Origin of the sequence: Thermococcus profundus, from assembly GCF_002214585.1 — an archaeon.
Taxonomy (GTDB): domain Archaea; phylum Methanobacteriota_B; class Thermococci; order Thermococcales; family Thermococcaceae; genus Thermococcus; species Thermococcus profundus.
Genome location: NZ_CP014862.1, coordinates 1,132,208 through 1,145,162, shown reverse-complemented (window position 1 = coordinate 1,145,162; position 12,955 = coordinate 1,132,208). Strand labels below are relative to the sequence as shown.

Sequence of the window (12,955 nt, the reverse complement as noted above, 5' to 3'; positions counted from 1 at the left end):
GCCCTACAGGAAGTTTCTTATAAAACTTCCCCTAAGAAATTAGCGGTGAAACTATGTGTGATGTTCTCGTGGCCTCCCCTGAGGCCACCAAGGAAGGGGTAACCATCTTCGCCAAAAACAGCGACAGGGAACCGAACGAAGCTCAAGTTCTGGAGCTAATTCCCAGGATGAAGCACGAGGAGGAGAAAACAAAGCTGACCTATGTTGAATTCCCGCAGGTGAAAGAAACATACGCGGTCATCCTCTCCCGTCCCTGGTGGATGTGGGGGGCAGAGATGGGCGTCAACGAGTTCGAAGTTGCCATAGGGAACACCGCTGTCTTCACGAAGGTCAAAGGCCCGAAAAAGGGAATAACCGGCATGGACATGATCCGCCTCGCCCTTGAAAGGACGAAGAGCGCGAGGGAGGCGCTGAACTTCATAGTTTCGCTTGTGGAGCAGGGCCTGCAGGGCGGGAACGGGAGCAAGAACCACAAGCTCTACTACTTCAGCTCCTTCATAATCGCAGACCCGAGGGAAGCGTGGGTTCTTGAGACCGTCGGCAAGGAGTGGGCGGCAAAGAGGATCGAGGGAGTCTATTCGATATCAAACGCTCTGACAATAGAGAAGGACTGGGACATGGCCTCCGAGGGCGTTGAGAGGCTCGCGGGAAAGGGGGACTTTAACTTTGCGAAGCACTTCTCGGACAGGTTCTACACGCACTTTGCCCACGGAAGGGAGAGGAGAGCCTTCACCCTTGGGAAGCTGAAGGAGAAAGAGGGCGAGATAACGCTCGAATACATGATGTCCCTTCTGCGCTCCCACTCGTTCGAGCCATACAGCCCGGAGAAGGGCTCTATGAGGGACGTATGCATGCACTACGGGGGTTTAACGAGACCCTCTCAGACGGCATCCTCACAGGTCTCGGAGCTGGGGAAGGGCCTCCACTGGTTCACGGGCACCTCCAACCCATGTCTCAGCATCTTCAAGCCGGTGAGCTTTGAAGGAGGCCTTCCCGACCTCGGAAAGAAGCCAACCGACAAGTACGACCCCAATACTTACTGGTGGCGCTTCGAGGCCTTTCACAGGAAGTTCCTGACGAACTACCGCTCATGCATAGACGAGTTTTCCCGGGAGAGGGACACCCTCCAGGCGGAGTTAATCCAAAGGGCGAGGGAGATAGAGAAGACTCCAGAGGACTTAAAGACCTTAACGGAGTGGGCTTTCCTCGAGGAGGAAAAGCTCCTCGAAAGGTGGGAGCGCATCGTTAAGCCTGGAAAGCTACCCTTCCTTTTCGGAAGAAACTGGAAAAAGGTGAACAAGGAGGCCGGACTGGAAATAGGAGATTAAAAGAAAATTCAGCCCATCTGAAGTGCCTGACCCCTAAGCTCCCCTCTCTCAAAGCGGTACGGATCGTAGAAGTCGAGCGGCTTGTCAGTCTTCCCATCCACGATGAACTCCGCTAGGGCCTCGGCAACGGCCGGAGCGAGCATGAAGCCGTGGCCGGAAAAGCCAGCCGCTATGTAGAACTCGTCTATCTCGTTTATCCTTCCGATGGCCGCGTTGTGGTCTGGAGTTTCAGCGTAGAAGCCGCCCCATATCCTTATGACGTTCACGTACTTCAGGGCTGGTATTATCTGAGAAAAGCGGTAGCTGACTCCACGGAGGAACTCGTAGGTCGGAGTTATGTCGTAGGTCGGCCCGTATTTGAGGCCGTAGCCGCCGATGACGCCCCCCTGGTAGGCCTCCTGGGTCAAATAAACGCCGCCGTGCTTGAAGGATATCACCATCGGCTCTATCTGACCGGGCTTTATTGGCTCGGTTTTTACCCCCTGGTGCTTGTAGGGCTCTATCGGGATTTTTATCGGCACCCCAGCCATTTTGTTTATGAGCGGCGCCCAGGCGTTGGCTGCGTTGATAACCCTGCCAGTCTTTATCTCGCCCCTGTTGGTCACGACTGTCTTTATCTTCCCCTCTTCAACTCTGATGTCCTTCGCCTCCGTGTACTCGTATATCTCAACGCCCAGCCTTTTGGCGGCTTCCGCATAGGCGAAAACAGCTTTAAACGGGTTTGCCTTTCCGTCGGTGTGGTTCCACGCGGCCGCTATAACGCCGTTGGTGTTGAGCGGCGGGACTATCTCCTTTGCCTCCTCGGGCGTTATTATCCTCGAAGGAACTCCAAACCTGTTCTGGAGCCGGACGTTGTTTTTAAATGCCTCAAGCTCATCCTTCTCGTAGATGAGGAAAAGGTAGCCGCTCTGTGTGAATTCGACGTCCATGCCGAGTTCTTCGCTCAGACCTTTCCAGAGCTCGACGGAGCGCTTCATCATCCGGATGTTCGCCTCGTCGTTGAACTGTTGCCTTATCCCCGTCCCACAGCGAAATGTCGAGCCGTTTCCGAGGTAGCCCTTTTCGAGGACAACCACATCGCTCTCGCCGAGCTTGGCAAGGTTGTAGGCTATGCTGAGACCTATTATGCCGCCGCCGATAATGACGGTTTTGGCTTCACTCCTCATCGTCATCACCCATCTCGCCCGCTAAAACTCCCATCATCACCGGCCTGACGGGAACGCGCGTTGCTGGAACCGGAATCTCGCCGGGCTTCTTACCTGCCTTTCTGGCGATTATCGAGATCACTAGAGGAATGCAGGTTCTCCCCTGGCAGGGGCCCATCCCAATCCTCGTGAGGCGCTTTATCTCCTCGATGTCGGTTATTCCCCCCTCTATGAGGTCTTCGATCTCTTTGAGTGTGACGTCGTTGCATCGGCAGATGATTATCTTCCCCTTTGGATCTTCAGTCATTCCTCTTCCCTCCCGGAACTCTAATTGCCCTCACTTCCCAGGCGAGCTCGATGGGTACCTCCACCGTGACCACTGCCGTGTCGCCCATGCTCTTCTCGCGCGGTATGACGAGGATGACTCTTCCCGTTCCAACCGGCTCGCCCATGCGGTTTAGGAGGACTACCTCATCACCTCGTTTTGGAACCGGGAGAAGTTCGTGGGGCATCGTTATCCTTGCCTTGTCCCCGACGTAGTGCACCATGAAGAACGCCAAACCCGGGCATATCTGAACGCAGAGGGAGCATCCGACGCACTTCTCGTAGTCAACGATTGGGAGATCGTTTGGCGTCGGCATGTTTATGGCCCCAGTTGGGCAGACCTCCCTGCACGGGGCGCACGGTATCTCCTGCGGACATTCCGGAACCGCTACCGGTTTTGCCCTGAGCCTCTCCTCGCTCGGCTTTGGAATCATCCCAAAGAGCTCTTCTGGCGTTATGTAGCCCCTTCTGAGGTAGGAGGGAACGTCAGGCATATCCATCGACCCCCACGAGAACCTTCTTTATTCCCTCAAGCACGTGCCTTCCAAAGGGACCGGAGCGGAACTCCAGGAGATCGCGCTGGGCCTTCTCTATCTCCGCCAGCCATTCGGGAGAAGCGGCTCCGGCCTTGAGCGCAGCGGCGATTCCGGCTATCTTGCCCTCGAGCATGGCAGTAGTGGCCTCCTCTATTCCCGCGGAGTCACCTGCCACGAATATTCCCTGGACTGTGGTTTCCATCCTCCCGTCTCTGACCGCCACGTGGCCGCTCAGTTCGCGCACGAACTTCACCTGACAGCCCGCCTGGTGGAGGAGTTCTATACTCGGCCTCAGTCCAACGGCGAGCGCTATTGTGTCCACCTCGAATACCTTCTCCGTTCCGGGAACCGGCCTCCAGTTCTCGTCGAGCTGAGCTATTACAGCCCTCTCGACCCTGTCCTTACCCTCTGCCCTCAGGATCGTGTGTCTCGTGAGTATCGGAACTCCGAGCCTCCTCACCTTGGCCGCATGCACAAAGTATCCCCCGACCTTTGGCATCGCCTCGACTATCGCCTTCACTTCAACGCCGGCCTGGATGAGCTGGTATGCCAGAATCAGCCCGACGTTGCCCGCTCCGACGATGAGGACTCTATCGCCGGGCTTGACGCCATAGGTGTTCATGAGGGTCTGTATCGCCCCCGCGCCGTAGATTCCGGGCAGATCGTTGTTCTCGAAGGGTATCATCTTCTCCATTGCGCCCGTTGCCACGACGAGGGTCTTTCCTAAAAATTCTAAAAGCTCTTTATTCTTCCTCACAGCTGCAACGAGCTTCTCCTCTCCCTCATGGAAGACTCCAACGGCCGAAGTTTCGAGGAAAACCTCTATGTTGCCCCTTTTCTTTACCTCCTCCCCGAGGATTTCGGCTATCTTCACTCCCCTTACTCCCGCGAACTGCTCCCTCTTTCCGAAGAACTTGTGCGTCTGCTTGACGAGCTGGCCGCCGAGCATGGGGTTCTCGTCGATGAGGATGACGCTCGCACCGGCGTCAGCAGCGTGAATGGCCGCCATCAGTCCCGCCGGTCCGCCGCCGATTACGACGACGTCCGCCTTATAGCGCGGTGCATCCTTCCATGCGGGAGGTTTGGCGCCTTTCGGAAGGGTTTCCTTGCCCCTCTGCATCTCCACCTTCATGCCCTCTTCGACAAGGGTTATGCACGAGCGGACGTTTGGGACACCGTTTACCTTAACGAGACACGAGGAGCACTTTCCAATGGCGCAGAAGAGACCCCTCGGTCTGTGCTTCTCCGCGCTGTGGCTGAGAACTCTGATTCCCGCGGCGTGGAGGGCCATTGCAATGGTTTCTCCCTCGTAGGCCTCTACTGGCTGGCCTTCAAAATGGATCGTCACCTTTCTGCCCCGCCTTTCCGAGAAGTCGAGAATGGGATGTTCAGTGAGGCGCATGAAGTTTCACCGATGTAGATTGAGAAAAGCCGTTTATGAGGATTTTTTCATAAAAAGGTTTTTCACCTTTGGTTCACAGAGAAACCAACCGTGGCAGTATTTAAAAAGAAGTGAAAAACGAAACCTCACCCCATCTGAAGGGCAACTCCGCGGAGCTCGCCCCTCTCGAAGCGGTACGGATCGTACCACCAGGCCGGCAAATCCGTCCTGCCTTTTGTTATGAGGTCGGCCATCATCTCCGCCACAGCCGGGGCCATCATGAAGCCGTGGCCGGAGAAGCCAGCCGCTATGTAGTAGTCGCTCAGCTCCTCGATCTTGCCTATAGCTGGGTTGCTGTCAGGAGTCTTAGCGTAGTGGCCTGCCCAGGTTCTCAGGATGAGGAGCTCCCTCAGAGCCGGGATTATCTTGGTGAAGTAGTAGCTCACCTCGCGCATGAACTCGTAGGTCGGGTTGAGGTCGTAGGTTGGTCCGAGCTCGTAGCCGACGCCGCCGATTATTCCGCCGTGTGCCGTCTGGGTAAGGTATGCGTGGCCGTACCTGAAGGAGATGACCATCGGCTTAACCGAGCCATTCTTTATGGGTTGGGTTATCACCGCCTGGTGCTTGTACGGCTCTATCGGTATCTTCGTCCTTATCACCGCCATCGCGTTGACGAGCTTGGCCCAGGCGTTGGTGGCGTTGACCACTATTCCAGTCTTTATCGTCCCCCTACTCGTCTTCAGGCCCTTTATCTCGCCGTTCTCGATTACGAAGTCCTTCACTTCCGTGTACTCAACGAGCCTCGCTCCGAACTCCTCAGCGTGGAGGGCGAACTTCGCCGTCGAGTGGAACGGGCTGGCCTTTCCGTCCGTCGGGTTCCAGGAAGCGGCCACTACCTCGCTTATGTCGAGGAGGGGAACAATTTCCTTAGCCTCCTCAGGGGTTATGAGCCTCGTTGGGACGCCGAACTTGTTCTGTATCGCGATGTTCCTCTTGAATGTCTCAACCTCCTCGTCGTCGTAGAGGAGGAAGAGGTAGCCGGTCTGGCTGAAGGGGAAGCCGTACTCCTCGCTGTACTTCTTCCACAGCTCGACGGAGCGCTTCATAACCTGGACGTTGGCCTCGTCGTTGAACTGCTGTCTTATTCCAGTTCCACAGCGGAAGGTCGAGCCGGAACCTATGAAGCGCTTCTCTATGACGGTAACTTCTTCGCCTCTCTTAGCGAGCTCGTGGGCGAGGGTTACCCCAATTATTCCGCCGCCGATTATCGTTATCTCGCTCTTCTCGGGAAGCTCCCTCGTCGGCATCTTCACTCCCTCCCCGCGACAACCTTCATCTTGACGTTCTTTATGGGCGGCCTCGCGACGGGTATATCTAGCCTGTCCATTCCCATTCCGCTCCTCTGAGCTACCAGAAGGGTGCCGTTGAAGAGGCAGAAGCGGCCCTGACAGAAGCCCATCGCGAGATGGGTTAGGCGCTTGATTATCTGCAGATCTGTTATTCCGCTCCTCACGACCTCGTCAACCTTTCCGAGGGTGACTCCACAGCCGCATATCTGGACGTCCTCGCCGTTGAAGCTATCGAGCGGGAGCTTCGGAATCGGCCTTGCCACTGGCTCGTACTCCCTCAGCTTCTCCTCGTATATGCACGGCTCGCTCTCGTAGCCAAACTCCCTCAGGATGTGGGCTCCAACGAGCTTCCCTTCGAGGTAGTTCGCGTAGTGCGGCTTTATGCTCACGGCGCTTCCCGCGACGTAGATTCCGTCCCTTATCCTGTGCTCGTCGTCTAAAACCGGCCTGTAGTAGCCGCGCTTGAAGCGGAGCTTCCCTCCTGCCTGGGTTACCGGGTTTATGTCCGGGATCCTGCCGTCGGCCATTATCAGCGCGTCAACCTCGTAGACGTTGCCGTTCTCGTCTATGACGCGCTCAACTTTGTCTTCGCCTTCAACCCTCTTGACGTTGGGAACAACGATGTACTCAATTCCCCAGCGCTCTAATTCGGGGGTTATCTCATCTGGAAAAGCACCGGTGACGGCGACCTTCCTTCCGGGAGCAACGCCCCACACGTTCATGACTTCCAGCGCATCGCTCCTCCTGAAAACGCCCGGCCAGTCGTTGTTCTCGAAGAGCATTATGCCGTCAACGGCCCCCGTTGCAAGGACAACTCTCTTCGCCATTATCTCAATCAGCTGGTCGTTCCTCACAGCGGGAACCAAGAAGTACTCGCCCTTGTCATATACTCCAAGTGAGGATGTCTTGAGGAAGACACGGACGTTCTCCGGGAAGTCTGTTAGCTTCTCTATTGCCTCCCTCGGGTTTCCAAAGCCCTCCTGATCAACGCCCTTAAGCCACATGTCGCCACCAAGCCAGCCCCTCTCCTCAATGAGGGCAACTGTGAGCTTTCCCTCGATTTCTTCCACGACGCCGAGGCCGGCTGGACCGGCTCCGATGACCGCGACGTCCACAACGTAGCGGAGGACGGGCTTGTTCTCGTCTATCTCAACCTGCTCTTGGAACTCCTCATACCGCTGTCTCTCAATCCTCATACCATCCTTTAGGGCCACTTTCCTTCCGTTGACGTTCTTGACACCGTTCACGGTAATCGGGAGTGGGCCAAAGGTGAAGGCCCCCCTGTGTCTACCCTCCGTGCTTGTGGTGAGCCAGTAAACCCCGTTGGCGAGCATCGCCACCGGAAGTTTTTCGCCCTCGTAGGCCTCGTAGGGCTTCCCTTCGAAATAGATCGTGATCTTCTTAGAAGGATCCTTCTCGGTCAGGTCGAGCGGTCTCATGCTCCCACCTCGAAAAGTTTACAATAGGCGTTCTTTCATATACACCAATGTTTATAAATGTTAGGCTGTCCAAAAATGGTTTAAAACCTTTGGTTTAAATAAACTAAGGCAAGTGAAGAGGGAGAAACAGAGAGAGAAATCAGGCGAGGCCCTTCTCAATCAGGAAGTCGGCGACGTTCTCGACCTGGCTCTTGGCTCTCGTCTCCATCACCGTCTTCTTTCCGGTCTCGATGGGAACTTTCCTGAAGAGCTCCTCATGGAGCTTGACGACGTCTTCCGGCGGCTTGGTGAGGAGGCTGACGATTATGATGACGAGCAGGGTTATGAAGAAGTTGATGAAGAACACAGGAACGTCCTGGAACCAGCCGCCTATCGTTCCCCAGATGCCCGGAGCGTCCTTGGTGAAGGCCCAGCCGTATATCTTGGCCTCAAAGATGACCTCGCTGATCAGACCGTAGGCCATTCCAATGATTCCGCCCTCCTTGGTGACCTTCTTCCACCAGAGGCTCAGCGTTAGTATCGGGCCGAAGCCGACAGCTAGGCCACCCCACGCGGTAGCAACCATCTGGTAGATGACCTTCGGGCCACTTATGGCGAACCAGAGGCCGACCAGCGCAACGACGGCAACGACAATCCTGGAGATGTTGACCATCTGCTTCTTGCCGAGCTCCTTGCCGAGGACCTTGTGGTAGAAGTCCCTCGCTATCGCCGAGGAAGCGACGAGGAGCTGTGAATCGGCGGTGCTCATAACTGCTGAGATTATGCCCGCTATGACGAAGCCCGCTATCCAGCCGGGCATGAGCTCAACGGCCATTGCCGGAACAACACGCTCGGGATCGCTGACGTTAAGCATTCCCGCCTGGTAGAGCGCAAAGCCTAGGAATCCCGCGAAGAAGGCTCCCCAGAGGACTATGGTTGTCCAGATGCCGCTGATGAAGATACCGGGCCTTCTGAGCTTTCTCGGATCCTCAACGCTCATGTAGCGCGTAACTATGTGCGGCTGACCGAGGTAGCCGACTATCCATGAGGCGTAGCCTATGGCGAAGATTATCGCAGCCCAGCCGGTTGCTCCGCCGAAGGGGTGGAGCTTGTTGGGGTCGGCGGAGGCTATTATGTCAGTTGCTTTGTCGAGGCCGCCTATCTCCGCCAGAGCCAGGAATGGGACGACAATGAGGGTCAGCAGCATGAAGAGGGCCTGAACAACATCGGTCCAAACCACCGCAAAGAAACCACCGGTGATAACGTACGCAGTCAGGATGATAACAGTTATGATGATTCCAGTGTTTACGCTTACATCAAAGCCCTCTGCAAAGGTCTTTCCGCCAGCCGCGAACTGGGCGGCAACATAAGCCGTCATGAAGACGATTATGATAAGCGCGCTGAGGATCCTTATGAGCTTGGTGTTGTCCTTGAGCCTTGCCTCAAGGTAGTCTGGAACCGTTATCGCCCTGAACTTACCGGCATAAATCCTGAGCCTCGGACCAATGAGAACATAGTCAGCGAGGGTACCGAAGAGACAGCCTATTCCAGCCCAAAATGCTCCTAGACCCGCTTTGAAGGCGCTTCCAGGATATCCCAGCATCAGCCAGCCGGAGAAGTCGCTGGCCTTGTCCGAGAGGGTGGCCGCTAAAACGTGAACCTTCCTGCCGCCGACGAAGTACTGGTCTTCGGTCTTGGTGTACTTGTTGGCCCACCAGCCTATGTAGGCAAGCAGACCCAGGTAGAACAGGAAGCCGATGAGTATCTGCCCGTTCATGCCTTACCCTCCTCCTTGAGCTGTTCTATGAGATCTTCGTCGTAGGCTAGAATATCGGCGTCGACGTAGTACTCCTTCCCCGTTATTCTGTCCCAGTAGCCGTACAAAATCATAACCAAAAAACCCAAAATCGTTGGAACCAACAGCGTTGCCCAGGCTTCACCACTCAGCCCCATTTTAAACCACCTCGATACATGGATGCCTAGAGGCAGGCATCAAGATACTTATATGGCCCCGGTAAATATAAGATTATTGGTGAAAAAGCTCCAGACATTTGACGAGATGTTCAAAAATATCGTCAGACCTTCCGCAAGAGTTAATTAGCCGGGGATTGTAAACTGTAGGGGGAGTGAGATGAAGGTTGCTGTAATGAGGCCGATATTCAAACCAGAGGTACCGAATCCCGACTTCGTCCTGTATCCCTACCGCATATTCCACCTAAGGCTGTTCTACAAACGCCTCGGGAGGAGCGACAGGGTCTTCGACTATTTCGCCTACGTTGACCTGTATCGGCTGGGCGCGGAGAGGGGAGACGGCTTCATTGAGCTCTATGAATGGGACGTCGAAGAAAAGAAGGTGATGGAGCCGCTGGTCAATTATGAGGAGGCGGAGAGAAAGGCCTTCGAGAGTGCAATAACGTGGGGTAATTCCCGCGTCGTCTCATGGTGGCTGCCGAGAATAGAGATAATTCGTCATGAAAGGGCCTACAAAGTTTTCTGGATATATGAAAAGAGCGGTGAGAGGCTCATAATGGACAGCCTGGACGGGAAGGAGTATTCTCTCGACGCGATGACTGGAAAGGACGGGAGAAGGTGTAGGGGGCCGTGGTGCAGGTAAACTCCTTTCTCTTTAATCCTCTCCGGCAGCTTCCAGAATGGTTCTTATTACTTCGTCGGAGAGCCTGAAACCCTTCTCGGAAAGTTCCTTCAAGAGAGGCTTAACCTCCCCAATGACCTTCCGTTTCTTGGCGAGCAGTATTACGCCCCCGGTCCCTATAATCCGAATTCCCATCTCCCTAGATATCTTCCTTGCTTTAAGGTCGTCTAGAATAAGAAAATCCGCTCTCATCTCTATTGCCAAGGCTATGGCCTCTGACTCGCCCGCACCCAGAAGTTTCATGAGGGTTTTCACCAGAGGCCTGTCTTTTGGCTCTTTAATGTGCATCCAATCTGGAAGAGGTTCTCCAAACTCCTTTGCCACCGCGGGCCGGGATGAATACCTCACCAAAAACGTCCTTTAGAAGTTCCAACCTTCCTATGTTCGAGAGCCCGATCAGCGGGCTGGTGTTGGAGACAGCCCTCATAAAAGGCCCTCTATCACCTCTATGTCCCGCTGGACCTCTTCAACATCGTAGTTCAGCGGGATATTTCTCTTTCTGAGTTCATAGAGGAACTCCCTGACGCTTATACCGGCGAACTCAGCGGCTTTTCCCAGACTGAGCTTGTTTTCCCGGTAGAGTTCAATGGCCGCGAGCAGGCGAAGTTCCTCGGAGGGTCTTGGCCCCAGGAGATCCATGAAGTCCACTGGAACGGCCTTCTCCATAAAACCACCACTCCAGGATTTGTAAAAACTTGTCAAAAACTTTACTCTATCTAGCGTGAATCTCCACAATATCCCCGTCTTCCAATACGTGGTCTGCCCCAACCCTCTGCCCGGGGAACTTGACGCTCTTGCCCCAAACTCTAGCGTAGCGGAAGTTCCTGGCGAAGTCCTTGTGGATCCTCTCCGCCAAGTCCATAACAGTTGAGCCCTTCTTGAGCGGCACGGGCGGGTAAGCTGGCTCCTCTCCGGGGCTCTTGGTGAATACCCTGATTATGCCAGCCAGCTCGTAGAGTTCATCCTTCAGCTTGTCCAGCTGTATCTTCCTCTTCGCCGATACCGGAACTATCTTGAAGCGGTCACCGTAGGCTTTGACCAGCTTCTCGTAGTTCTCCTTACTTCCCGGAGCGTCACCTTTGTTGGCGATGATTATTGCCCTCCTCCAGACGAGGCTCTCATCGAGCGCGTCGGCGAACTCCTCAAGGGTTACCGGCTCCTTGACGGTTATCTCCGCGGAGTGAATCCTCTCCTCGCGGAGCATCCTCATGACCTCGCTTATATCTCCCTTGATGTTCTCCTGGCCGTTGATGACGATTCCGCCCATGGCAGTTCTCTTTATCTCTACCCTGGGCTTCCTCTTGTTGAGCTTTATCCCTGCTCTCTCGAACTCCTTCAGAAGGATTTCCATCTGCCTGAGTGGATCCTGAGAGATGTCAACAACAATCGCTATGGCATCGGCGTTCCTTATGACGCTTAGCAATTGTGGTCCCATTCCCTTTCCAAGGGCGGCACCCTCAACTAAACCAGGAACCTCAACCAGCTGTATCTGAACGTCCTTGTGGTGCATCATTCCAGGGATCGGCTCCACCGTCGTGAAGGCGTAGTCAGCCACATCCGCATCGACGTTGGTGAGGGCCTTCATGAGGGAACTCTTTCCAACGTTCGGGAGGCCGGCGAGAACTATCTGGGCGGCACCCTCTTTCCTCACCGCGAGGGAGGGCCCACCGCCGCCCTTCTTCATCTGTCGCTGCTTCTCAAGCTCCTTTCTCAGTTCGGAGAGCTTCCTCTTTATCTGGAGCCTGAGCTTCTCGGTTCCTTTGTGCTTTGGAACGGTGGCGTACATCTTCTCAAGAGCGCGGATTTTCTCAGGAATGGTCTTGGCGTTCCTGTACTCTTCCTCGGCCGCTAGGTACTCCGCTGTCACGTTCGTTGGCATTGATACCACCCCTGGCCTTTTCTCCAAAGTTAAGGGGTTGGGGGCTTTTATAAAAGTTAGGCAGGGAGTAGATCGGCATCTTTATATAGTGTGCCGAAAATTTTTTAGGGGTGATCCCAGTGCGAACGGGACTTGACGAGATTGACAAGAAGATTTTGATGATCCTCCAAGAAAACAGCAGGTCTCCCCTCAGGGAAATAGCACGTGAGGTTAATCTCGCGGAATCCACGGTCTACGAGAGAATTAAGAAGCTGAGGGAAAGGGGAGTGATACAGAAGTTTACGGTGGTTCTCGACCCAGGATCGCTGGGCCTCAACATACTCGCGTTCGTTCTCATAAAGGCCAAGGCTGGTATGTACTCCCACGTGGCCAGCGAACTCAAGAAGTACAGGAAGATAGTCGAGGTGTACGAGACCACCGGGGACTACGACATGATAGCCAAGATACGTACAAGGGACAGCGACGAACTCAACGAGTTCCTTGACAAGATAGGAGATGTGGAGGGTGTTGAGTCAACCCACACTATGGTGGTGCTGAAGGTTCACAAAGAGACCATTGGAATGCCCCTGGAGTGACTTCTTCTTTTACAAATCCCGCCCGATAAAGCAATCCCCGCTATGTTTTTAAGAACCCCAACCTTAATTCAAACTGCCGACAGTGAGGGGACAGTTCGTCTCCTCATGGGCTCGGTTTACCCGCCTCCGCGAGGTATCGGGTTCTGTGAGCGGAGCGTGCTCACGCCGAGCCCACAGGGCCGGGAGCATCCACCCGCGCGATGAATGAACGCGGGCCTCTGTGCCCGGCCCACATTGACATCATTATAACTTTTCCCCCTGTTTGTCGATATCTTTTTGAAAGATCGCCAGACAAATTAGAAATTTTTCAGCCAACTTCCGGATATTGAAAAGAATGACGCAAAGTTTTTAAATGATATGAAAGAAA

The 12,955-nt window shown here is 54.7% G+C and carries 14 protein-coding genes; 3 read left to right on the top strand and 11 right to left on the bottom strand.

Annotation, left to right across the window (positions count from 1 at the left end; all coding sequences use genetic code 11):
• The first annotated feature begins 53 nt into the window (after positions 1-53).
• Positions 54-1,328: a C69 family dipeptidase gene (locus A3L09_RS06145; protein WP_088858117.1), complete on the top strand. Its 1,275-nt coding sequence runs from the start codon at positions 54-56 to the stop codon at positions 1,326-1,328.
• Positions 1,329-1,336: 8 nt separating this feature from the next.
• Here A3L09_RS06145 and A3L09_RS06140 read toward each other — a convergent pair whose 3' ends face one another.
• The 8 genes from A3L09_RS06140 to A3L09_RS06105 all read right to left on the bottom strand — a co-directional run bounded on the left by A3L09_RS06140 (position 1,337) and on the right by A3L09_RS06105 (position 9,434).
• On the bottom strand, positions 1,337-2,494 hold the full coding sequence (locus tag A3L09_RS06140; RefSeq protein WP_088858116.1) for an NAD(P)/FAD-dependent oxidoreductase: 1,158 nt from the start codon (positions 2,492-2,494) through the stop codon (positions 1,337-1,339).
• The gene (locus A3L09_RS06135; RefSeq protein WP_088858115.1) at positions 2,484-2,780 is read right to left on the bottom strand and encodes a (2Fe-2S)-binding protein; all 297 of its coding nucleotides are present in this window, start codon (positions 2,778-2,780) and stop codon (positions 2,484-2,486) included. The genes A3L09_RS06140 and A3L09_RS06135 overlap by 11 nt, the downstream gene beginning before the upstream one ends.
• Positions 2,773-3,291, bottom strand: a complete 519-nt coding sequence (locus A3L09_RS06130; protein WP_088858114.1) for a 4Fe-4S dicluster domain-containing protein — start codon at positions 3,289-3,291, stop codon at positions 2,773-2,775. The genes A3L09_RS06135 and A3L09_RS06130 overlap by 8 nt, the downstream gene beginning before the upstream one ends.
• On the bottom strand, positions 3,284-4,735 hold the full coding sequence (locus tag A3L09_RS06125) for an FAD-dependent oxidoreductase (protein ID WP_088858113.1): 1,452 nt from the start codon (positions 4,733-4,735) through the stop codon (positions 3,284-3,286). Before A3L09_RS06125 ends, A3L09_RS06130 begins: the two co-directional genes overlap by 8 nt.
• 125 nt (positions 4,736-4,860) lie before the next feature.
• A complete protein-coding gene (locus A3L09_RS06120) occupies positions 4,861-6,021 on the bottom strand; it encodes an NAD(P)/FAD-dependent oxidoreductase (protein ID WP_088858112.1) in 1,161 nt (386 codons plus the stop codon).
• 2 nt (positions 6,022-6,023) lie between these two features.
• Positions 6,024-7,502: an FAD-dependent oxidoreductase gene (locus tag A3L09_RS06115; RefSeq protein WP_088858111.1), complete on the bottom strand. Its 1,479-nt coding sequence runs from the start codon at positions 7,500-7,502 to the stop codon at positions 6,024-6,026.
• 139 nt (positions 7,503-7,641) lie between these two features.
• Positions 7,642-9,258 (bottom strand): sodium/proline symporter, encoded by a 1,617-nt coding sequence (locus A3L09_RS06110; protein WP_088858110.1) that lies wholly within the window; start codon positions 9,256-9,258, stop codon positions 7,642-7,644.
• On the bottom strand, positions 9,255-9,434 hold the full coding sequence (locus tag A3L09_RS06105; protein ID WP_088858109.1) for a hypothetical protein: 180 nt from the start codon (positions 9,432-9,434) through the stop codon (positions 9,255-9,257). The genes A3L09_RS06110 and A3L09_RS06105 overlap by 4 nt, the downstream gene beginning before the upstream one ends.
• Positions 9,435-9,612: 178 nt before the next feature.
• On the opposite strand from A3L09_RS06105, the gene A3L09_RS06100 reads away from it, so the two are divergent.
• Entirely contained in the window at positions 9,613-10,095 is a 483-nt protein-coding gene (locus A3L09_RS06100) for a hypothetical protein (RefSeq protein ID WP_088858108.1), read from the top strand.
• 12 nt (positions 10,096-10,107) lie between these two features.
• Here the strand turns inward: A3L09_RS06100 and A3L09_RS06095 are convergent, their stop codons facing one another.
• The 3 genes from A3L09_RS06095 to A3L09_RS06085 form a co-directional block, all read right to left on the bottom strand.
• Complete coding sequence (locus tag A3L09_RS06095; RefSeq protein WP_198362256.1) at positions 10,108-10,458, bottom strand: DUF3368 domain-containing protein; 351 nt, start codon at positions 10,456-10,458, stop codon at positions 10,108-10,110.
• A 99-nt stretch (positions 10,459-10,557) separates the two neighbouring features.
• Positions 10,558-10,800 (bottom strand): UPF0175 family protein, encoded by a 243-nt coding sequence (locus A3L09_RS06090; RefSeq protein WP_088858107.1) that lies wholly within the window; start codon positions 10,798-10,800, stop codon positions 10,558-10,560.
• A gap of 46 nt (positions 10,801-10,846) precedes the next feature.
• Positions 10,847-12,013 carry an OBG GTPase family GTP-binding protein gene (locus A3L09_RS06085; RefSeq protein ID WP_088858106.1) on the bottom strand — a complete coding sequence of 389 codons (1,167 nt, stop codon included), beginning with the start codon at positions 12,011-12,013 and terminating at the stop codon, positions 10,847-10,849.
• A gap of 119 nt (positions 12,014-12,132) precedes the next feature.
• On the opposite strand from A3L09_RS06085, the gene A3L09_RS06080 reads away from it, so the two are divergent.
• The gene (locus A3L09_RS06080) at positions 12,133-12,588 is read left to right on the top strand and encodes an Lrp/AsnC family transcriptional regulator (protein WP_088858105.1); all 456 of its coding nucleotides are present in this window, start codon (positions 12,133-12,135) and stop codon (positions 12,586-12,588) included.
• Positions 12,589-12,955 lie beyond the last annotated feature (367 nt).